The sequence below is a fragment of the Roseobacter sp. HKCC-CH-9351 genome (assembly GCF_037830295.1).
Lineage (GTDB): Bacteria > Pseudomonadota > Alphaproteobacteria > Rhodobacterales > Rhodobacteraceae > M30B80.
The window spans coordinates 2,003,633-2,024,574 of the sequence record NZ_JBBLYM010000001.1 but is presented as its reverse complement, the minus strand read 5'-3'; the positions used below and the strand labels follow the sequence as shown (position 1 = coordinate 2,024,574).

The following is a 20,942-nucleotide window of genomic DNA, read 5'->3' as shown; positions in this document are numbered from 1 at the left end:
GATAGACATTCAACCGCCCCGCAAACCCCGCTTGCATATCCGCGATTTCGGCGGGCCAATGGGTGTTGTCTAGGGGCGGGTAGCGGGTCATTTTTGGGCTCATTCCTTAGAGGCTGCGCGCAAGGCGCAACCCATCATAAATTGCGGCATGGGTGTTGCGCGGTGAGACTGCATCACCAATGCGGTAGAGGTCAAACTGCCCGTCTGGATTTTTGATAATCTTTTGGGATTGCCCTGCAAGAAAGGCATGGTAATCCACCTCGCCCAAATTGCGCGACTGTGGTTTGAGCGCAAAATAAAGATCATCAAGCGGCGTTGTGCCTTGATTGACCACGACCTGATCTACCTCGCGGGTTTCGATTTTGTCGCTATAGTCACTGATTAAATGCGCGGTCAGGCGATTGCCTGTGCGCGTTACATGGCTGAGATACCATGTGATTGTCATCTGCGCGCCTGAGTGTTGCAGCGCACGAATATAGGGGGTGAGGTTCATGCCCATCACCTCGGGCGCGATGGCGCGGTCGCGGGTGACGATCTCAATGCTGCGGGCATGGGGGGCTGCAAATTCCGCGGCCTGCAACCCCGCGTGATCGCCTGCCTCATCAAAGATCAGCATATCGCCTTCGGGCTTGACATCGCCCGATAAAATATCCCATGCGCTGCAAATGAGGTCGCTGCCCGTCTCTAACCCCCCTTCGCGGGCCATCCCGCCTGTGGCCACAATCACCACATCGGGCGCAGTCGCCAAAACATCTTCGGGTTCGGCATAGGTGTTATATTGCAGGCGCACGCCCAGCTTTTCGCATTGTGCAACCCGCCATTCGGTGATCGCCAGCATCTCGCGGCGGCGGGGCGATTGCGCGGTGAGGCGAATTTGCCCGCCTGCCTGCGGGGCGGCCTCAAGGAGATGCACCTGATGCCCGCGCGTGGCCGCAACCCGCGCGGCCTCAAGGCCCGCAGGGCCCGCGCCGATAATGGTGACGCGGGTCGGGGTGTCCGTTCGGGCAATCTCATGCGGTTGGCTTAATTCTCGCCCCGTTGAGGGGTTATGCAAACACAGCGCCTTTTCGCCCTGATAGATGCGGTCGATACAGTAATTTGCCCCCACGCAGGGGCGAATATCCTCCTCGCGTCCTTCGAGAAGTTTTGCCATGATATGCGGGTCGGCAATATGTGCCCGCGTCATCCCCACCATATCCAACTTGCCCGCAGCAATGGCATGGCGCGCGGTCGATAAATCGGGAATACGCGCGGCGTGAAAGATCGGGATGCCCGTTTGCGCGCGTAACTCGCCCGCAAAATCCAGATGCGGGGCCGAGGCCATGCCCTGCAACGGGATCACGCGGGTCAGGCTTGCATCGGTGTCGATATTGCCCCGAATGACGTTTAGGAAATCGACCAACCCGCTGTCGCGCAGGCGGCGGGCAATCTCTTGGCCTTCGGTGGCAGAAATACCGCCCTTGATATCTTCATCGGCCACAAAACGGACGCCAACGATGAAATCATCCCCAACGCGGGCACGAATGGCGCGCAGGACATTCATCGAAAAGGCCATGCGCGTCTCAAGCGTTTCAGCCCCGTATCGCCCGTCTAGGTGATTGAGGCGGGGCGACCAAAACGCATCCATCAAATGGCCGTAGGATTCCAATTCGATCCCGTCTAGCCCTGCATCCCTCATCCGTTCAGCCGCATCGGCATAATCACTGATGATCCGCGCGATGTCCCAATCCTCAAGCACTTTGGGATAGGCGCGATGTGCGGGTTCGCGCAGCGCACTTGGCGAGAGGACAGGCAGCCAATCGCCTGTGTCCCACCGCGTGCGTCGCCCCAGATGGGTGAGTTGGATCATCACAGCCGCGCCCTCGTCATGCACCTCGCGGGCAAGACGGGCCATATGCGGGGTAATCTCGTCCCGATAGGCCAAGAGATTACCAAAGGCGGGTGGGCTGTCGCGGCTGACCACGGCAGAGCCCGCCGTCATGGTCAGCGCAATGCCAGCACGGGCGCGCTCCACATGATAGGCGCGATAGGCATCGGTGGGCAGGCCATCCTCGCTATAGGCGGGCTCGTGGCTGGTGATCATGACCCGATTGCGCAAGGTCAGATGTCTCAGCTGAAACGGCTGCAAGATCGGGTCTGCCATAGGATGCCTCTTAGCGGTTCGCGACTGTGTCAGCCTAGGCTGGCCGTGACGGGCTCTGCTTGTCAAGGAAGGGGCGCGTCACGACAAGGCGCGTTTGCGCCATTTGCGCCTAGGCGGCCTCTGCCATGACCCAATCTGCTGGCAGGGCATTGGCCAAGACCAATTCGGCATTTGGCAGGTCATTCGCATCGCGCCTTGCGCGGGCCGCTTCGGGGGTGTGGCCGTGATCAATCCATCTCTGCAACAGCCGCGCCTCGATTTCCGCGCGTGGAGGCATCAACATACTTGCGCTGTCCCAAAACTTGCGCAAATCACGCCATCCGTCTTGATCCAAAAGCAGATAATTGCCTTCGACAATGACAAATTCCGCGGAGCGGGGCAGGCTGGCTGCCCGCGCGGCACTGCTCAATGGATCAGATGTTATGGCCGATCCTGCCCCCCCTCAGATGCTGGATCATGGGACGAAGCAGGCGCCAGAAAAGCCCGAGATTATCCCCACACCGCAACGCCCGTATCTGCAACGTGAGGCCAGCACGGGCGGTGTTGTTTGGGAAGATTTTTAAACTTGATGGAACCGCAGAACGCAAAAATGGGCCAGCGATTTGGCCCATTTTTTGATCTAATCGGTTGTCTTTTAGGCTCGCTTTGGCAAGACCCAATCAGGGCGCGGGAAATGACAGGTATACCCATTGGGAAGGCGCTCGAGATAATCTTGATGTTCAGGTTCTGCCTCCCAAAACGGGCCCACAGGCGCCAATTCAGTCACAACCTTTCCAGGCCAAAGCCCCGATGCGTTGACATCTGCGATAACCTCTAACGCGGTTTCGCGTTGTGCTTCATCGACATAAAAAATCGCAGACCGATAGGACATCCCAATATCATTTCCCTGACGGTTCAATGTGGTGGGATCATGAATTTGAAAGAAAAACGCCAACAGATCACGATAGGTTAAGCGCTGGGGATCAAAGAAAATTTCAATGGCCTCGGCATGGGTGCCATGGTTGCGATAGGTGGCATTTTGAACATCGCCCCCCGAATAGCCAACACGGGTTGCACACACCCCATCCATGCGGCGGATCAATTGTTGCATCCCCCAAAAGCATCCACCTGCTAAAACCGCCCGTTCTTGCGCCATTGTTTACGCCTCCAACATCATCAGATAATCGCCATACCCTTCGGCCTGCATATCTGCTTCGGGAATGAAACGTAAAGCGGCTGAATTGATACAATAGCGCAAGCCCCCGCGATCCCGCGGCCCATCGGGAAAAACATGGCCCAAATGGCTGTCTCCATATTTCGAACGCACCTCAACGCGCACCATCCCATGGCTGAGGTCGCGCTTTTCGACCACCATTTCATCGCTGACGGGCTTTGTGAATGAGGGCCAACCACAGCCAGAATGAAATTTGTCATTCGACAAAAACAGCGGCTCGCCAGATACGATATCCACATAAATCCCGCGCGCCTCTAAATCGGTATAGGTCCCCGTAAAGGGGCGCTCAGTGCCATTTTCTTGGGTAATGTGGTATTGCTCGGGCGTCAGTGCCGCGATGGCCTGCGGCGTCTTTTTATATTTTGTCATGAGGAATGGCTCACTCCTTGTGGGGTTTGAGCCATAATGTGGGGGCGCCGCGCAAATTATCCAGTCAAAATGGCAAGTCACCCAAAGACGTTACGCCAAAACGAGCACGTCTTTTGCCGAATATTGGCCGACTTACCCGCCCCAATGGCGGACATCGCCGCAATCCATATGCACAAAGTTCGAGCGCGAATACCGCCCAACCCCACCTGCGGCGCAGCTTTCAGCCGCGCGCGCAATTTGACTGACGCTGCGGGAGGTGAGGCGCAAATCAGCCGCCTCGCCAACCATATGGAGTGAGTTGCGCGCAACACCTGACGAGCGTTGACGCAGCATCGAATTGGTTGCAGGCGAGCGATAGCCAGACAACAGCAGATACGGTTCGTTCGTATCCAAAAGGTTATGAGAGGCTGCCATGATGTCGAGGGTGCGCGGGTCAATCGCATGCACCTCATTTTGGCGCCAGTCGCGCATGAAGTAGCTGATTTCTTCAATTGCGGGGCGAATATAGTCGCCATCAATCCAGTAAATCATATCCAGCGTTTCGCCCGTGCGGCCATTATGCATGCGCAATCTGCGAAAATCGCCTGCGCCGCGCAAAATCCCAAAGGCGTTGGCCGATACAGGTGCCGCCGCGATCGTTGTCGCAGCAAATGCCCGCAATAAGCCCCGACGGCTAATCAATTTCATTCCAGTCCCCATGCTTCTGCCCTGATTACCACTACACTTGCTACGGGTGCCTCTGTCCCTGAGCTGGACGGATCCAGCGTGAATGGCAGCGGGCGGTTTTTTATTCGCACGTCACGTAACGAAATATGACACAGGTGAAATGATTGTGAAAGTATTGATTAACCTCTTGGCAGGAAGGGTCTTTCGATTCGGCGGAAATTTGCCAATCGGTGTAGTGCGCTGTTTTTGCGTAAAAATTCACCTGCCTATAATCGGGTTTGGCCTCGTGGCGGCCATCAGACCCTCGTGAAGGGTGAAAAACATCTGTTGCAACGCTGCATAGGCGTAACGCCTGAGCGATCGTGCGGCCGCGATTGAACATGGACGGCGCGGGCCTTCTTCCCCATATTTGGCATAGGGGTTCGTTTGAAAATAGGTAATACCGTGAGTGTTGAAAGAACTGGTTTTTGGGTTGAGTTGGTGGCTGGGGCGGGCTTAGGCCTGATCATCGCGGGCGCTGCTGTGGCGCAAAGCCTGCCTGCCACGGTGGTCACCTCACCGCCATCATCGGCGCAGTTCTGGCAAGATGTCGCCGCGCGCGAAGAAATGGCGGCCCGGTTTGCCAATAATCCTGAGGTATTCGCCTTTTATGCTGCACGCGATTTTGCACCAATTTGGACCGGCGAGGGGCCTGAATTTGAGCTGCGCCGTGCTGCGTTGCTTGCGGCCCTTGAGGCATCTGACGATCACGGCCTGCCGCGCGCGACTTATGACATCGCAGGTTTACGCGCGGGCTTTGCAACTGGGGCAGATATTGCAGCCGAGTTACGCGCGGCTTTGACCTATCTGGACTATGCGCAAGATATCAACGCAGGGGTGTTAGAGCCTGCAACCTTGGCCGAAGACATTCATAAAACCACCCCACGCCGAAGCAGTGAGGCATTACTTTCAGGCTTCGCTTCGGCTGATAATCCAATGATATATCTGTCAAATTTGACACCGCAGCACCCGCAATATGCCCGCCTTCAGCGCGCAATGTTTGACTTGGCGCGCGTGGTTGAAGTGGGTGGATGGGGGGCGCCTGTGGTGGCCGAAAGACTGGAATTGGGCGACCAAGGGCCCGCTGTCGCGGCCCTAATTGCGCGGCTGCAAGCGATGGGATATCTCGCCGAAGAGCCCAGTTCTGCATCCGTAACCCTATCAACCGCGAATGATGCGCAAACGGCGACCGAAGCGCCCGTGCCCTCCCTATTCGATGACAGGCTGGTCGGGGCGGTGATGCGCTTCCAAGCGGATAACGGGTTAACCCAAGATGGAATTGTTGGCGCCAATACATTGGCCGCGATCAATGTGGATGCCGAAACGCGCCTGAAAGATGTGATCTTGGCCATGGAGCGGCAACGTTGGATGAATTTTGACCGCGGTGAGCGCCATGTCTTGGTCAATATCCCTGACTTCCATGCGACTGTGGTGGATCAAGATGTCGTGACCTTCTCAACCCGTTCGGTTGTTGGCCACCCCGATCCACGCCGTCACACGCCCGAATTCTCAGACGTTATGGAATATATGGTCATTAACCCCAGTTGGACGGTGCCCCGTTCAATCACCACACGCGAATATCTGCCGCAATTGCAAGAAGACCCTAAAGCGCAAAGTCAGTTGGAATTGTGGAGCGGGGGGCAAGTTGTCGATCGCGCGCAGGTGGATTTCACCCAATACACGGCAAGCACCTTCCCCTATACGTTGCGCCAAGCCCCCTCAACCAGCAATGCCTTGGGGTTGGTGAAATTCATGTTCCCCAATCCGTGGAACATTTACCTGCATGACACACCTGCAAAAAACCTCTTCGCGCGCGAAACGCGGGCCTATAGCCATGGCTGCGTGCGGCTGCAGGATCCGTTTGATTTCGCCTATCATCTTTTGGCCCCTCAAGTGGACGATCCCGAAGCCTATTTCGCGCGTCTTCTTGCAACGGGTCGCGAAACAACGGTGCGGCTTGAAACACCGATCCCCGTGCATTTGGTCTATTGGACATCCTTTGTGGACCCCGATGGGCGACTGCAGCATCGCGCCGATATTTATGGGCGCAATGCCGATTTGTGGCAGGCCCTTGAGGCGGTGGGGGTTTCCGTTGCGGCAATCTCAAGTTAAAGGCAAAGGGTGGCCCCGTGATTGGGCCATAGCAAGAATAAGGCGCATCCCACATGGCTGGCAGCAGCATTGAGCATATCGCCAAGGAATTGGGCGCAAAAGCCGAAGGCGCGGTTGGATTGGTCGTCTCGCGCCTGTCCGAGCCCGCCACGGCGGCATCTGATCATCTGGCCTTGGCGATGTCAGAAAAATATCTGCCCGATTTGGCCAAAGGACAGGCCAAGGCTGCGATTTTGGCCGAAGGCACAGATTGGAGGACCCTTGGATTAGAGGCTGCGATTTTAATCGCCCGCCCGCGCTATGCGATGGCGGGTGTTACGGCACTCATGGATCAAGGGCCGCATATTGTGTCAGGAATTCACCCCAGCGCGGTGATTGACCCAAGCGCCCAAATTGGCGCGGATGCCGCCATCGGGCCTTTTGTGGTTATCGGAGCGGGCGCCATCATCGGGCCACGCGCCCGTATCGCCCCGCATGTCAGCATTGCCGAAGGCGCGGAAATTGGTGCTGATGCGTTGATCCATGCGGGTGTCCGCATCGCGCATCATGTGCAAATTGGGGATCGTGTGATCATTCAACCCAATGCGGTGATTGGGGGGGATGGGTTCTCTTTCGTCACCCCAGAAAAATCCCAAGTCGAAATTGCCCGCCAATCTTTAGGGAAATCAGACGCGGCGCAGACCCCGCAATCTTGGGCGCGCATTCATTCTTTGGGTCGTGTCGTCATTGGGGATGATGTCGAAATTGGCGCAGGCGCTGCGATTGACCGCGGCACTGTAGCGAATACGGAAATCGGATCAGGCACAAAGATCGATAATTTGGTTCATATCGGCCACAATTGCCGCATTGGTCGCGATTGCCTGCTCTGCGGGCAGGTCGGGTTTGCGGGATCTTGTAGCGTGGGCGATCGCGTGGTTTTGGGCGGGCAGTGCGGTGTCTCCGACAATATCGAGATCGGCTCTGATGTGGTCGCCGCAGGGGCCACCAAGATTTATTCTAGCCTTCCATCGGGCAGAATGGTGATGGGCAGCCCGGCTGTCAAAATGGAGACACATATCGAGATGTATAAGGCGCTAAGGCGATTGCCGCGTCTTGCAAAAACTGTGGCGGCGCTTGAGAAGAAATTGACCAATCCGAAAGGCTAGGCCTTTGGATATGCTGATGGAGGCAAGGTTTTATGTCTGGAGATATTTCTGAGCGGATCATCAAGATCATTGCAGAACAAGCGGTGCTTGAGGCAAGCGATGTGTCGCCTGAAAAAACACTCGAAGGTTTGGGGGTCGACTCGTTAGGTCTGGTCGAAGCCATTTTTGCCATCGAAGAAGAATTCGACATTCAGGTGCCGTTCAACGCCAATGAGCCTGACAAAAGCGATTTTGATATCTCATCGGTTGCGGCCATTGTGGCGGCGGTCGAAAAACTCGTGGCCGAGCAGCACTCATGAGGCGCGTTGTTATCACGGGGCAGGGCACAATCAATGCATTAGGGCATGATGTGCCGACCACCTTGGCCGCGATGCGCGAAGGAAAATGCGGGATTGACCCCCTTGATTTGCGCGATGTGGATCGGCTGTCCGTTAAAATTGGGGCGCAGGTGAGGGGCTATGATCCTGAGGCGCTGTTCAACCGCCAGCAAATTGCGCTCTATGACCGCTTTACGCAATTCACCTTAATCGCTGCGCATCAAGCCTTGGATCATTCTGGCCTTGTCTTTGGGGGCGAGGCGGCCACGCGGGCGGGCGTGGTTCTCGGCACGGCAGGGGGCGGTGTTAATACATGGGACGAGAATTATCGCACTGTCTATGAAGAGGGAAAAAATCGCGTTCACCCCTTTGTTGTTCCCAAGCTGATGAACAATGCCGCAGCCAGCCATGTGTCGATGGAATGGAACCTTAAGGGACCATCCTTTTCGGTCGCCACCGCCTGCGCCTCGTCAAACCATGCGATGGGTTTAGCTTTTCAATTGATCCGCGGCGGGGCCTGTGACGTGATGGTCACAGGCGGGTCTGAGGCGATGCTCTCCTTTGGCGGGGTGAAAGCGTGGGAAGGGTTGCGGGTCATGTCCAAAGATGCCTGTCGCCCGTTTTCGGCCAACCGCAATGGCATGGTGCAGGGCGAAGGGGCCGCAGTGTTTGTGTTCGAAGACTATGATCACGCCAAACGGCGTGGCGCCGAGATTTTGGCCGAAGTGGTGGGGTTTGCCATGACATCGGACGCGGCGGATATCGTGATGCCTTCCAAGCAAGGGGCAGGTCGTGCGATTTCAGGCGCGCTCAAGGATGCGCGGCTGAACCCTGAGGATATTTGCTATATCAATGCGCATGGCACGGGCACGGCGGCCAATGACAAGGTGGAATGCGCGGCTGTCGCGGATGTATTTGGCCATCACGCCGATGACCTGATGATATCCTCCACCAAATCGATGCACGGGCATTTGATCGGCGGCACAGGCGCGGTCGAGCTGTTGGCCTGTATCATGGCGCTGCGCGATGGAGTGATTGCACCCACCGTCGGCTATGAGGAGCCCGACCCTGAATGCGCCCTTGATGTTGTCCCCAATGAGGCACGAGAGGCCAAGGTTGATGCAGTTCTCTCCAACGCCTTTGCCTTTGGCGGGTTGAACGCGGTTTTGGCCCTAAAAGCAGCGCCCTAAGCGGGGCGCTGCTCATGATGGTTTATTCAGGTTGAAGGCTAGCAAAGGCTGCGGTGAACCCGTCAAAAGACAGGGTTAGGGCAACCTCTGCATCGGGCGCAGCAATTGGCACAATGGTGACAGCCGCCGCCGTGGCCCCTTCGAAGGCGTCAATATTGTCTTGGGCCAGACCGATTTGCACCACGCATCCACCGGGTTGGCAGAAATTGAACGGGAGGCGGTTTTCATCGAAATCATCGACCTTGAACCGAACACCCGGCAAAAGCAGCGTATCAATCGGGGTTGCGATGCTGATCGCGCCCACCGTATCGCCGCCGTCAATGACATCGGCAATGCTGACCTCGGCCACGTTATTGCCATCCGTATCTTGCAGCACCTGCGAAATCAGACAGGTTTGCGCCTCGCCTTCGCCGCTGCAAATTTTTGTCCATGCGCCAAAGGTTTCAGTGTCTTGCGCGAAGGCCTGTGGGGCCACGCCCCCGCAAAGCGCCAGAGCGAGAACCGTATGCGAAAGGTGACGTGAAAATCGGGTCATAATATCCTCATATGTCATATGACCTCTGCGCTAACATAGCATGGCACCATTGTCAGCGGGTGCAGCGCGATATGATTTAAATTCTTGGCCGGCGGGGCAGAATTGCCATGATTTACATGTGGCGCGTTCCCAACAAAAAAGAGCCTCGAAACGAGGCCCTTTTTAGATCAGTCTGTGCGACTGATTTATCACTCCCTGTCGGACTGGCCGACTTATTGCTGCAAACGCTATGTCAGGATTTTTGTTCCGTCAACAGGGGTTTTTTATGAAACTGCGATTTTTTGCTGCGGGCCCTTGAGGCAAAAGGCGCGCCAAGTGTGGTTGAGCGCTGTTTGATCCGCCCGCCCTCGTCCAAATTGGGGCCAATGGATGAGGCGGCGCGGCAGGCGATGGTGAAATCCGCGCCTCTGCAGGGCAAATATGGCCCTGTTTTGGATCGTGAAAGCGCCTATGAGATCCTACAGGCCCGCGCCGCAAGGGCCGCAGCCGAGGCAGAAGCCGCCGCTGCACGCGAGGCCCCAGAGGTGGTTGGTGCAGAAGCCGCGCGCGAGTTTTCAGCAGCGCGCCGTTATACTGCGGGGGACAGCCCCAAGCGAAAAGCACCCTCGCGTGGCGATAGTGTTGGCACAGCCTTTGCCAAAAGTTTCGCCCGTCGAATGGGCACAAGGGTAGGGCGCGCGGTGATGCGCGGCGTCTTGGGGGCGCTCACGGGGCGTTGAGATGTCCTCTGCTAGATCACGGCGCTGTGATCAGGGGTGCGGCTCTTTCGCGCTAACCCCTTGGATGCGGGCGGCTTTGTCGTTACTCTTTGCCGCGAACGGACGGCAAAATCTGGATCATGCGGGCCGCGCTGTGATGAAGGAGGGCATAGATGATCGTTGAAATTGGCCATTTTGCTTTGGTTTTGGCCTTTTCCGTGGCTGTGTTCCAAATGATTGTGCCGATGATTGGCGCACATAAAAATTGGAGCGCATGGATGGCGGTTGCCAGACCTGCGGCCAGCTTGCAATTCGCGCTTGTGGCGATTTCCTTTGCAGCGCTGACCTATGCCTTTGTGACCTCTGATTTCTCGCTGAATTTGGTTGTTGCCAATTCCCATACCGACAAGCCGCTGCTGTATAAAATCAGCGGTGTCTGGGGCAATCACGAAGGCTCGCTATTGCTATGGGTTTTGATTTTGTCGCTATTTGGGGCCTCAGCGGCGTGGTTTGGTGAAAACCTGCCGCCGCGCCTGCGTGCGCGCGTTTTGGCCGTACAATCTTCGGTGGGGGTTGCGTTTTACGCCTTCATTTTGTTCACATCGAACCCGTTTTTGCGGCTCGAATTGCCGCCCTTTAACGGCCAAGATTTGAACCCGCTTCTGCAAGATCCTGGTCTCGCCTTCCACCCGCCGTTTTTATACTTGGGGTATGTCGGCCTCAGCATGGCGTTTTCTTTTGCTGTGGCGGCCTTGATCGAAGGGCGCGTTGATGCAGCATGGGCCAGATGGGTGCGCCCTTGGACATTGGCGGCATGGGTGTTCCTGACCATCGGGATCGGACTTGGGTCTTGGTGGGCCTATTACGAGCTTGGTTGGGGTGGGTTCTGGTTCTGGGATCCTGTTGAAAACGCCTCTTTCATGCCGTGGTTGATTGCGGCGGCCCTGTTGCATTCGGCGATTGTGGTCGAAAAACGCGAGGCGCTGAAAAGCTGGACAATTCTCTTGGCAATTTTGGCCTTTGGTTTCTCGCTGATCGGCACATTTATCGTGCGGTCGGGCATCATCACTTCGGTGCACGCCTTTGCCAATGATCCAGAGCGCGGGATGTTTATTCTTATGATCTTGGCCGTTTTCATGGGCGGGGCCTTTACGCTCTATGCTTTCCGCGCAAGCGCGATGGAGGCTAAGGGCGTTTTCTCAACTGTGAGCCGCGAAAGCGGTTTGGTCTTGAATAACCTTCTTTTGGCGGTGTCATCCTTTGTTGTGTTCATCGGCACAATCTGGCCCTTGGTGGCAGAGATGTTTTGGGGCCGCACCGTTTCTGTGGGGCCACCTTTCTTTAATGCGGCCTTTACGCCTTTTGCCTTTGCCATTGCGGTGGCCTTGCCAATTGGGGCGGTCTTGCCGTGGAAACGCGCGCAGCTTGGCCGTGCCATGCGCCTGATGAGCGGCGTGGCCCTTTTGACCATCGCGCTTTTGGGTTTGTTTTATGCGCTTGGAACGGGGCGCTCGTTGGCGGGCTTGATTACCCTCGCGCTTGGGGTTTGGCTGGTTGCAGGGGCCGCGGTTGATCTGTGGCAGCGCACAGGGCAGGGGCGTGAGATTGCCGCGAAATTTGGCCGCTTGACCCGCCTGCCGCGCGCCGATTGGGGCAAGGCCTTGGCCCATGCGGGGCTTGGCATCACCTTTATTGGTGTGGGGGCCTTGGTGACCTATCAAATCGAAGATATCCGCGTGGCGCAAATTGGCGAAGAATTCGATGTGGGCGCCTATCATTTGACAGTGCGCGATGTGCGCGAGGTGCAGGGGCCAAATTACATCTCAACCATGGCCTTTGTCGAAGTCGCCAAAGACGGGCGTATCGTGGATCTTTTAACCCCTGAAAAGCGGATATATCCCGTGGCGGGTATGCCCACCACAGAGGCCGGGATCGACAGTGGATTTACCCGTGATGTTTATGTGGCGCTTGGCGATCCCCAGTTGGATGGGGGGTGGGCCGTGCGCACATGGATCAAACCCTTTGCAAATTGGATTTGGGGCGGTGCAATTATCATGGCGCTTGGCGGGGCGCTTAGCCTGACCGATCGCCGCTATCGTGTCGCGGCGGGGGCCGCGCGGGATCGGGCCGCTATTGGGGTGCCTGCCGAATGACGCGGGCCTTCGCAAAAGCCGCGCTTGCCGCAATGTGGTTGATTTCAACCCCCGCGCTTGCGGTGCAGCCTGATGAGGTTTTGTCTGATCCTGCCCTCGAGGCGCGGGCGCGTGAGATTTCAGCTGATTTGCGCTGCGTGGTGTGTCGCAATGAATCGATTGACGAAAGCAACGCCACAGTCGCCCGCGATCTGCGCATTTTCGTGCGCGAGCGGATCATGATGGGCGATAGCAACGAGCAGGTCATCGCAGAGGTGGTGGATCGATATGGTGAATATGTGCTGATGCGCCCGCCGATGTCGGGCAGCAATCTGGCGCTTTGGCTCGCGGGGCCTGCCTTGCTTTTGTTGGGCTTTGGTGTGGCCTTTGCCTTTATCCGCACGCGAGCGCGCAGCACGAACCCCACCGAAGCAGAACTAACCCCGGATGAGCAGGCCGCGCTTGCGCGTATTCTTGGCGACAAGCAAAGTTGAGCCTTCCAAACCCAGATTGAGGCGATCATGAACTACGAGCGGATTCTCTATGAATTGGATGATGGCACTGCGGTGATTACGCTCAATCGACCCGATGTCTTAAATGCGCTCGACACGCAGATGCGGGCCGAATTGACCTATGCGATAGGGCAGGCGGGGGCCTCTGCGCGGGTTTTGGTGATCACAGGCGCAGGTCGCGCCTTTTGCGCGGGACAGGATCTGGGCGATGCGGGCCGTGTGGCTGATCTCAATCTTGAGCGGGTCTTGCGGGATGAATACATGCCGCTGATCTCGGCGATTGCCGATTGCCCGATCCCTGTGATTGCGGCGGTCAATGGCGTGGCGGCGGGGGCGGGTGCAAGCCTTGCCTTGATCTGTGATGTCGTCATTGCCGCCGAAAATGCGCGATTTATCCAAGCTTTTGCACAAATCGGCCTCATGCCTGATGCGGGGGCAACTTGGGTTTTGCCCCGCCTCGTGGGGCAGGCCCGTGCCATGGGGGCAGCACTTTTTGGCGAGCCTGTCACCGCGCGGGAGGCCGAAGCAGTGGGGATGATTTGGCAGACCACCGGTGAGGCCGAATTTGACGCCACGTGGCGCGCCCGCGCCGCGCATTTGGCCTGTGGCCCCACACTTGCCTATAGCAAGATAAAATCTGCACTGCGCGCCTCTGCGCAACAGGGGCTTGAGGCGCAAATGTTGCAAGAAGCCGCGCATCAAGGCGCGCTCAGCCGCACGCGCGATTTCAAAGAAGGTGTTTTGGCCTTTAACGATAAGCGCAAACCCACATTTGAAGGGCGCTAAGGCCGCCTGCGCAGGCTTGCCCCAAGGGGCGCCAAAGTGCTAGGGATGCAAGGCCGCGGGGGGATGTGATCGTCCCACCCACTCAAGGCGGAATTTGATAAAGGAAGACCAAAATGACGGGCGAGACGCCGAAAGAGGCAGATATTCATCTGATCCAGCGGATTATTCCGCATCGCTATCCGTTTTTGTTGATTGACCGCGTGCGCGATATCGAAGGGTATCACTCGGCCACGGGCATCAAGAATGTCACCTTTAATGAGCCTCATTTTCAGGGTCACTTCCCATCCGCCCCCATTATGCCCGGCGTCACAATCATCGAGGCGATGGCGCAAACCGCCGCGGTGATGGTTGGGGTGGCTATGGATATGGCTGATCGCAATTTGCTTGTGTATTTCATGGGCATTGATGCCTGCAAATTCCGCCGCAAGGTTGTGCCGGGCGATGTGCTCGAGCTGAAAATCGAAACCACGCGCGGCAAACCCGGTGGTAAGGTTTGGCGCTTTAAGGGGCAGGCCACTGTCGAGGGGGAAATGGCAGCCGAGGCTGAATTTACCGCGATGATGGATATTGAGGGTGCCACGGGTGGGGCTGCGTAATGGCGATTGATCCTTCGGCCTCGATCCATCCATCGGCTGTCGTTGAAAGCGGGGCAAATATCGCTGCGGGCTGTCATATTGGCCCGTTTTGCCGTGTTGGCCCTGAGGTGACCTTGCATGAGGGGGTGGTGCTTAAATCCCACGCCGTGGTCACAGGATTGACCGAAATTGGCGCTGAAACCGTGATTTTCCCCTTCGCGAATATCGGCGATATTCCGCAAGATTTGAAATATGCGGGTGAAAAGACGCAGCTGATTGTGGGCAAACGCAACCGTATCCGCGAAGGTGTGACCATGAATACGGGCACAGATGGCGGGGGCGGGATCACCCGTGTTGGTGATGACAACCTCTTTATGACAGGCGCGCATGTTGGCCATGACGCAATCGTGGGCAATCATGTTGTGGTGGCCAACCAATCCGCTATTGCAGGCCATTGCATCATTGAGGATGGCGTGATCATCGGCGGGCTTTCGGGCATCCACCAATTTGTGCGCATCGGGCGTGGGGCCATCATCGGCGCGGTCACGATGGTGACCAATGATGTTATTCCCTATGGCCTTGTGCAAGGCCCGCGCGGGGCCTTGGATGGTCTGAATTTGGTGGGCCTAAAACGCCGTGGCGTGGCGAAAGAGGATATCACTGCGTTGCGCGCCGCCTATCAGGCCTTGGCGCAAGGCGAGGGTGCATTTCAGGAACGCGCGCGCCGTCTATCAGAAGAGGCACCAAATTCCCAATATGTGCGGGATGTGGTGGATTTTGTGCTGAAAGGCTCGGATCGGTCATTCTTAACGCCGGGTTGAACGGGGGGATCATGCCAAAACGCGCAATCTTGGCGGGTGGGGGTGCCCTTCCGCAATCGCTGCTTGAGGCGGGGGACGCGATATTGGTCACCTTCCACGGCACGCCCGTGGATGCCCGTGCACCGCAGCAGATTGAGGCGCGGTTTGAGCAATTGGCCTCCCTGTTTGCGCGTCTAAAATCCGAGGGCGTGACGGAGCTGTGCCTTGCAGGCGCAATGCGCCGCCCCGTGTTTGACCCCACTGCGCTTGATGCGGGCACAGCCGCGCTGATGCCGCGCCTTATGGCGGCTTTGCAGCAGGGGGATGATGGGCTGTTGCGCGCCGTGATCGCGCTGTTGGAGGAACAGGGATTCACCATTTGCGCCCCACATGACATCCGCCCCGATCTTTTGGCGTCCGAGGGCGTGATGGTGGGCGAGGTCAGCGCGGCTTTGCACGGCGATGCACATCGCGCTGCCGCCGTTTTGGCGGCCCTTGCGCCCCAAGATGTCGGCCAAGGTGCCGTGGTTGCAAAGGGCCAAGTTCTTGCGATTGAAACCCTACCCGGCACAGATGCGATGCTAGAATTCGTGGCGCAGACTTGCCCCAATTCGGGGGGTGTTTTGATGAAGCGCCCTAAGGTAGGGCAGGATTTGCGCGTTGATATGCCCGGAATTGGCCCGCAGACGATTGCGATGATGCAAAAGGCGGGGCTGTCGGGCTTGGTGGTGCAGGCGGGTGGCGCGCTGATCCTTGAGCGGGAAAAGGTTCTCGCCCGCGCGGCATCGGCGGGCATCACCCTATGGGCTGCGCCGTGAAACTGTTTCTCATTGCGGGCGAACCTTCGGGCGATGCGCTTGGGGCCAGCCTGATGGCGGGGCTGAAGGCCGCGCATTCTGACATTGAATTCTCAGGCATTGGTGGCCCGTTGATGCAGGCCGAAGGGCTCAACAGCCTCTTTCCCATGTCTGATCTGTCGGTCATGGGGCTGGCCGAGGTGCTGCCGCGCCTTCGGCATTTGTTCAAGCGCCGCGATCAGGCGGTCAATGCGGTGATTGAGGGGCAGGTTGATGCGCTCATCACCATTGATAGCCCTGATTTTTGCTTGCGCGTGGCCAAGCAGGTGAAGAAACGGGCACCGAAGCTTCCTGTGATCCATTATGTCGCCCCAACAGTCTGGGCATGGCGGGCGGGGCGTGCGCGTAAAATGGCACGCTTTGTTGACCATGTGCTGGCGTTGTTCCCGTTTGAGCCGCCATTGATGCAGGCTGTGGGGATGGGCTGTGATTTTGTGGGGCATCCAGTCGCGCAGATGCTGCAAGCCGCGCCCGAGGACTGCAGCGCCTATCGCGCGGGCCTTGGTGTTGGGGCAGGGGATCCCTTGCTGTTGCTGCTGCCTGGCTCGCGGCGGGGCGAAATTGCGCGGCTTGGCCCCCGATTCGGGCAGGTTGCGCGCGGGTTCTTGCATGCGCATCCACGCGCCCATCTCGTTGTGCCTGCGGCCCCCGCCATTGCCGATGATGTCGCGCAGATGATGGCCGCTTGGGATTTTGGGCCAAGGGCGCACCTGCTTGAACCGCGTGCCGCGGGCGCGGATTATCCACATCAAAAATCCTGCGCTTTTGGGGCGGCGGATCTGGCTCTTGCGGCTTCGGGGACAGTGTCCTTGGAATTGGCTGCCGCAAAAACCCCGATGGTGATTGCTTATGATATGGCGCCGCTGTCACGAGTTTTGATGCGGTGGATGTTGAAAATTGACACGGTCACTTTGGTCAATTTGGTCAGCGAAACCCGCCACATCCCTGAATTTTTGGGGAAGAACTTTGAACCTGCGCCTGTTTTGGCGGCGCTTGAGCGGTTGGTGAGCGATCAGACCGCGCGCAACGATCAAATCCAAGCCGCCGAAGTGACGATGGCGCGGCTTGGGGCAGGGGATCGCGACCCAAAGGCCCGCGCGGCAGAGGCAGTTTTGCGGGTTTTGGAGATGGAAATTGTGGGGTAAAATATAACCCCATATCCAAGTAATTGATTTTTAATAATTAATCAGAATTTAGGCGCGCTAAAAAGGCTTGACCTTACCCCGTCTCTGCCGCATAAGCCTGCCATCTTTAACGGGGGTCGCACAGGCGGCCTCTTTTTCGGTCAAAATCTAAGACCAAGGAACGTATACATGAAAACCTTTACCGCAACTCCTGCGGATATCGACAAGTCATGGATCGTGATTGACGCTGAGGGCGTTGTTCTCGGCCGTCTTGCCTCGATCATCGCCATGCGGCTGCGCGGCAAGCACAAGCCGTCCTTCACGCCCCATATGGATATGGGCGACAATGTCATCGTCATCAACGCTGAAAAAGTGCAGGTGACGGGCAACAAGCGCAACAAGCCAAACTATTGGCACACAGGCTATCCCGGCGGGATCAAGAGCCGCACCACAGGCCAGATCCTCGAAGGTGCGCATCCTGAGCGCGTTGTGATGCAGGCGGTCAAGCGCATGCTTCCCGGTGGCCCGCTGTCGCGCCGCCAGATGACCAATCTGCGCGTCTATGCAGGTGCAGCGCACCCGCATGAGGCACAAAACCCCACAGTTCTGGATGTAAAATCCATGAACAAAAAGAACACGCGGAGCTAAACCATGGCCGAGACACTCTCTTCGCTCGATGAGCTGAAAGGCGCCGTGGCTGAGGGCTCTGCCCCCGCCGCAGGTGCGACATCCATTTCCGTGGATGCCTCCCCCCGCGAGCCTGTGCGCGATGCGCTTGGCCGCTCTTATGCAACGGGTAAGCGGAAAGATGCGGTTGCCCGCGTCTGGATCAAGCCAGGCTCTGGCAAGGTCACCGTGAACGGCAAAGAGATCAAAACCTACTTTGCCCGCCCTGTGTTGCAGATGATCCTGCGTCAGCCTTTCTCTGTGGCTGGTGTGGAAGATCAGTTTGATGTGATGGCAACCGTCAAAGGCGGTGGCTTGTCAGGTCAGGCAGGTGCGGTAAAGCACGGCATCTCTAAGGCGCTGCAGCTTTATGATCCCTCCTTGCGCGGCGCGCTGAAGGCGGCAGGGTTCCTGACCCGCGACAGCCGCGTTGTGGAACGTAAGAAGTTCGGTAAGCGCAAAGCGCGCCGCAGCTTCCAGTTCTCCAAGCGTTAATCTGGATCAACGCTGTTCAAGATTACAAAAAGGCCACCCGTTTGGGTGGCCTTTTTCTTTGTCCCTTTGACGCGTCCCCATTCTGTGCGCGGTCAATTTACATGGCGCGCGCATAGTCCTGTGGTGTTGGCATTGGCCCGTTCTGTGTTGGATAGGCGTGGTTATGGCTCTGTGTCGCCCCCCCAAGCTGAAAGAACTGCAATTCCCCCGTCAGGCCCGTTGCGGCCTTCGTCATGGTGCCGCTGTCTTTGACCAATTCCTCGGCCATCGTGGCGTTTTCTTGGGTCGCGCGTTCCATATTGAAAATGGCGCTATTAATATCGGCAAGGGCGATGCTGTGTTCGCTGACACCCGCCACGATCCCATCGACCTCATGGGCGACTTGGCCAGTATCTTCGAAGATGCGGCGCAGTTCGCTGCCTGTTTTATCGACCAAATCAACCCCGCCTGTGACATGGCGGCGGCTTTCTTCGATCAGGGTGCTGATTTCGCGCGCACTATCGGCGCTGCGTTGTGCCAATTGCCGCACCTCCGAGGCCACAACCGAAAACCCGCGCCCTGCTGCGCCGGCGCGCGCGGCCTCAATCGCGGCGTTCAGCGATAGCAGATTGGTCTGCGCCGCGATCCCGTCAATCACGGAAATGATTTGCGCAATGCGATCTGAGCTTTCCTTGATTTTATGCATGGCGGCAACGGCATTGGCCACCACTGCCTCACTTTCGCGGGTGCGGTCACGGGTGGAATTGGCCCCTGACAGAACCCGCCGCGCGGTGTCGACATTCGCCTTTGTCGAAGTGGTGAGTTCCTCAACCGCAGCAGCCGTTTGTTTGATCTGCGCAGCCTGTTCGGTGGCGCGATTTGCCAAGGCATCTGCGGCGCTGTTGATGGTGTGACCCACCTCCTTCACCTCGCGGCTGACATTGGTTGCATTTCGCATCAGATTACCCAATTGCGTTGCGGCCTCATTATAGGCCACAGCCACCTTGGCCAGATCAGGCAGTTGGCTGAGGGTGACCCGCGTGGTTGAATCGCCTTCGCGCAAGGCAAATAGCGCCTCTGCGATTTCCTCGACTGCAGTGACGCGTTCGGTGATATCGGTCACGACTTTGATAACACGGGTCAGATTGCCGTTCTTATCCTTCACGGGCGCATAAGTGGCTTGGATCCAGATGGTTTGACCTGTATTAGTGCGGCGTGGAAATTGATCCGTGAATATTTTGCCACCCTTCAGATCATCCCAAAATTTCGCATAGGCCGTGCAGCGGCCATAGTCAGGATCCACAAAAAGGGAGTGATGTTTTCCCACCACCTCATCTAACCAATAGCCGAGTGTGGAAAGGAAGTTGTGATTGGCCGTAATGATGGTGCCGTCAATTTTGAAATGAATGACCGCTTGGGTATCATTCACCATGGACAGGAGAGCATGATCTGCGATTGCAGAAAGGCGGGCCCCTTCGCCATCAATATCATGCTTATGTGGTGTGGCGCGCTGCAGGGTCATGACGGAATCCGTCATCTATATTCAGTTACAGATGATAACGAACAGCTTAAGGTTGAGTTTAGACACGCGCGCAAAAAATATTTGATGCAATAATTTTTAATTAAAGCTTCTATTTTGCTGCGCTCATCTCATCGCAGAAAGCTGTTTCCCCATGCATGGAATAGTTGAAATAGCCGTATGATCAAGCGAGAGATTTCCAGCCATGCGCGATAGGGCAAAACCGTCAAATAGCGCCATTTGGACAGTTTGAAATCAGGCCCTTGGTTTTGGATTTGCGTCACCTCGCCCGTAATTTGTGCGCAAGGCAGGGGTTTGACGAAAACCGCCCGCAGGCCTGCAAGATATTCGAGGTCAAACATAATGTCATAGGCCAACTGCATGGGCAGTTGCCGCACCAACCATTTGGCTGCGCGCCGATTGACCATATAGGCCCCCGCACCTTTTTCTCGGGTTAGGGCTATGGCCAGGCGATAGCGCCCAGTAAGCCCGCTATAGGGAATGGCGCGGCCCGTGTTCACAGTTGAAAGGCGCAGAATATCCCATTCGCCCGCCCGCGCGACTGCGGCCTTCATCACCTGCGTAAAATCAGGCTCGAATGTAATGTCATCTTCTAAGATCAGCGCGTGATCCGCGGCACTGTTTAGAAATTCGCGCAGGGCCTCGATATGGCTCAAGTAACACCCAACCTCAGCGGGCGCGCGTCTGCGGCCATGCAGCAGGCGATAGGCCAAATCGCTGAAATCAGGATGCGGAAACTGCAGCATTTTGCCATCCACCGCCGCGATCCGCTGATAGGGAAGGCCAATCGCCCGAAGCCGCGCGTCAAGTTTGGCCAAGCGCGCAGGCGCGCGATCCAAATTGATCAGATAGGTTTTCACCTTATCAAGGGAGGCGCGTGCAGATTGGGGCATGGATATTATGATGGGCCTGTCAGTGTTGGTGAAAAAGGGGCTACAGGCTTGCCTGCCTTGGTGCAAGGGCCAAGGCGCAGGCAATGGTGCGGCACGACTGTGCAGAATATTCGCGCAAGCGCCCGATCTTGCGCCTTCACGCATCGAATCCCTTGC

The 20,942-nt window shown here is 57.2% G+C and carries 24 protein-coding genes; 16 read left to right on the top strand and 8 right to left on the bottom strand.

Annotated features, from left to right (window positions below):
• Positions 1–106 precede the first annotated feature (106 nt).
• Both AAC632_RS10170 and AAC632_RS10165 read right to left on the bottom strand, forming a co-directional pair.
• Positions 107–2,143, bottom strand: a complete 2,037-nt coding sequence (locus tag AAC632_RS10170) for an NADH:flavin oxidoreductase (protein WP_340296397.1) — start codon at positions 2,141–2,143, stop codon at positions 107–109.
• A gap of 109 nt (positions 2,144–2,252) precedes the next feature.
• Positions 2,253–2,552, bottom strand: a complete 300-nt coding sequence (locus AAC632_RS10165; RefSeq protein ID WP_340296399.1) for a hypothetical protein — start codon at positions 2,550–2,552, stop codon at positions 2,253–2,255.
• A gap of 13 nt (positions 2,553–2,565) precedes the next feature.
• Between AAC632_RS10165 and AAC632_RS10160 the strand changes: the two genes are divergently transcribed.
• Positions 2,566–2,706, top strand: coding sequence for a hypothetical protein (locus tag AAC632_RS10160; RefSeq protein ID WP_340296401.1), 141 nt, complete (start codon positions 2,566–2,568; stop codon positions 2,704–2,706).
• A 71-nt stretch (positions 2,707–2,777) separates the two neighbouring features.
• Here AAC632_RS10160 and msrA read toward each other — a convergent pair whose 3' ends face one another.
• The 3 genes from msrA to AAC632_RS10145 all read right to left on the bottom strand — a co-directional run bounded on the left by msrA (position 2,778) and on the right by AAC632_RS10145 (position 4,412).
• Positions 2,778–3,278, bottom strand: a complete 501-nt coding sequence (gene msrA / locus AAC632_RS10155) for a peptide-methionine (S)-S-oxide reductase MsrA (RefSeq protein ID WP_340296403.1) — start codon at positions 3,276–3,278, stop codon at positions 2,778–2,780.
• Positions 3,279–3,281: 3 nt separating this feature from the next.
• Positions 3,282–3,725: a peptide-methionine (R)-S-oxide reductase MsrB gene (gene msrB, locus AAC632_RS10150; protein WP_340296405.1), complete on the bottom strand. Its 444-nt coding sequence runs from the start codon at positions 3,723–3,725 to the stop codon at positions 3,282–3,284.
• A gap of 132 nt (positions 3,726–3,857) precedes the next feature.
• Positions 3,858–4,412 (bottom strand): YcbK family protein, encoded by a 555-nt coding sequence (locus AAC632_RS10145; RefSeq protein ID WP_340296406.1) that lies wholly within the window; start codon positions 4,410–4,412, stop codon positions 3,858–3,860.
• A 423-nt stretch (positions 4,413–4,835) separates the two neighbouring features.
• Between AAC632_RS10145 and AAC632_RS10140 the strand changes: the two genes are divergently transcribed.
• Genes AAC632_RS10140 through AAC632_RS10125 form a run of 4 tightly spaced genes read left to right on the top strand, consistent with a single transcriptional unit; the run spans position 4,836 to position 9,194 of the window.
• A complete protein-coding gene (locus AAC632_RS10140) occupies positions 4,836–6,542 on the top strand; it encodes a L,D-transpeptidase family protein (RefSeq protein WP_340296408.1) in 1,707 nt (568 codons plus the stop codon).
• 53 nt (positions 6,543–6,595) lie between these two features.
• The gene (gene lpxD, locus AAC632_RS10135) at positions 6,596–7,687 is read left to right on the top strand and encodes a UDP-3-O-(3-hydroxymyristoyl)glucosamine N-acyltransferase (protein ID WP_340296410.1); all 1,092 of its coding nucleotides are present in this window, start codon (positions 6,596–6,598) and stop codon (positions 7,685–7,687) included.
• 32 nt (positions 7,688–7,719) lie between these two features.
• The gene (locus AAC632_RS10130; protein WP_340296412.1) at positions 7,720–7,986 is read left to right on the top strand and encodes an acyl carrier protein; all 267 of its coding nucleotides are present in this window, start codon (positions 7,720–7,722) and stop codon (positions 7,984–7,986) included.
• On the top strand, positions 7,983–9,194 hold the full coding sequence (locus AAC632_RS10125) for a beta-ketoacyl-[acyl-carrier-protein] synthase family protein (RefSeq protein WP_340296414.1): 1,212 nt from the start codon (positions 7,983–7,985) through the stop codon (positions 9,192–9,194). The genes AAC632_RS10130 and AAC632_RS10125 overlap by 4 nt, the downstream gene beginning before the upstream one ends.
• A gap of 22 nt (positions 9,195–9,216) precedes the next feature.
• Here the strand turns inward: AAC632_RS10125 and AAC632_RS10120 are convergent, their stop codons facing one another.
• Positions 9,217–9,729 carry an invasion associated locus B family protein gene (locus tag AAC632_RS10120; protein ID WP_340296416.1) on the bottom strand — a complete coding sequence of 171 codons (513 nt, stop codon included), beginning with the start codon at positions 9,727–9,729 and terminating at the stop codon, positions 9,217–9,219.
• Positions 9,730–10,010: 281 nt separating this feature from the next.
• On the opposite strand from AAC632_RS10120, the gene AAC632_RS10115 reads away from it, so the two are divergent.
• The 11 genes from AAC632_RS10115 to rpsI all read left to right on the top strand — a co-directional run bounded on the left by AAC632_RS10115 (position 10,011) and on the right by rpsI (position 18,374).
• Positions 10,011–10,448 (top strand): helicase HerA-like domain-containing protein, encoded by a 438-nt coding sequence (locus AAC632_RS10115; RefSeq protein WP_340296418.1) that lies wholly within the window; start codon positions 10,011–10,013, stop codon positions 10,446–10,448.
• Position 10,449: 1 nt separating this feature from the next.
• Complete coding sequence (locus AAC632_RS10110) at positions 10,450–10,611, top strand: hypothetical protein (RefSeq protein WP_340296420.1); 162 nt, start codon at positions 10,450–10,452, stop codon at positions 10,609–10,611.
• Entirely contained in the window at positions 10,601–12,580 is a 1,980-nt protein-coding gene (locus AAC632_RS10105; RefSeq protein WP_340296422.1) for a heme lyase CcmF/NrfE family subunit, read from the top strand. The genes AAC632_RS10110 and AAC632_RS10105 overlap by 11 nt, the downstream gene beginning before the upstream one ends.
• Complete coding sequence (locus AAC632_RS10100) at positions 12,577–13,053, top strand: cytochrome c-type biogenesis protein (protein ID WP_340296424.1); 477 nt, start codon at positions 12,577–12,579, stop codon at positions 13,051–13,053. The genes AAC632_RS10105 and AAC632_RS10100 overlap by 4 nt, the downstream gene beginning before the upstream one ends.
• A 27-nt stretch (positions 13,054–13,080) precedes the next feature.
• Positions 13,081–13,857, top strand: coding sequence for an enoyl-CoA hydratase-related protein (locus AAC632_RS10095; protein ID WP_340296426.1), 777 nt, complete (start codon positions 13,081–13,083; stop codon positions 13,855–13,857).
• 113 nt (positions 13,858–13,970) lie between these two features.
• A complete protein-coding gene (fabZ, locus tag AAC632_RS10090) occupies positions 13,971–14,453 on the top strand; it encodes a 3-hydroxyacyl-ACP dehydratase FabZ (RefSeq protein WP_340296428.1) in 483 nt (160 codons plus the stop codon).
• Positions 14,453–15,253 carry an acyl-ACP--UDP-N-acetylglucosamine O-acyltransferase gene (gene lpxA / locus AAC632_RS10085; protein ID WP_340296430.1) on the top strand — a complete coding sequence of 267 codons (801 nt, stop codon included), beginning with the start codon at positions 14,453–14,455 and terminating at the stop codon, positions 15,251–15,253. The genes fabZ and lpxA overlap by 1 nt, the downstream gene beginning before the upstream one ends.
• Positions 15,254–15,264: 11 nt before the next feature.
• The gene (locus AAC632_RS10080) at positions 15,265–16,050 is read left to right on the top strand and encodes an LpxI family protein (protein WP_340296432.1); all 786 of its coding nucleotides are present in this window, start codon (positions 15,265–15,267) and stop codon (positions 16,048–16,050) included.
• Positions 16,047–17,234 carry a lipid-A-disaccharide synthase gene (lpxB, locus tag AAC632_RS10075; protein WP_340296434.1) on the top strand — a complete coding sequence of 396 codons (1,188 nt, stop codon included), beginning with the start codon at positions 16,047–16,049 and terminating at the stop codon, positions 17,232–17,234. The genes AAC632_RS10080 and lpxB overlap by 4 nt, the downstream gene beginning before the upstream one ends.
• A 168-nt stretch (positions 17,235–17,402) precedes the next feature.
• Complete coding sequence (rplM, locus tag AAC632_RS10070) at positions 17,403–17,861, top strand: 50S ribosomal protein L13 (protein WP_317654871.1); 459 nt, start codon at positions 17,403–17,405, stop codon at positions 17,859–17,861.
• A 3-nt stretch (positions 17,862–17,864) separates the two neighbouring features.
• Entirely contained in the window at positions 17,865–18,374 is a 510-nt protein-coding gene (gene rpsI, locus AAC632_RS10065) for a 30S ribosomal protein S9 (protein ID WP_317654870.1), read from the top strand.
• Positions 18,375–18,471: 97 nt separating this feature from the next.
• Here the strand turns inward: rpsI and AAC632_RS10060 are convergent, their stop codons facing one another.
• Complete coding sequence (locus AAC632_RS10060) at positions 18,472–19,875, bottom strand: methyl-accepting chemotaxis protein (protein WP_340296437.1); 1,404 nt, start codon at positions 19,873–19,875, stop codon at positions 18,472–18,474.
• 128 nt (positions 19,876–20,003) lie between these two features.
• Positions 20,004–20,786 carry a glycosyltransferase family 25 protein gene (locus AAC632_RS10055; RefSeq protein ID WP_340296439.1) on the bottom strand — a complete coding sequence of 261 codons (783 nt, stop codon included), beginning with the start codon at positions 20,784–20,786 and terminating at the stop codon, positions 20,004–20,006.
• Positions 20,787–20,942 lie beyond the last annotated feature (156 nt).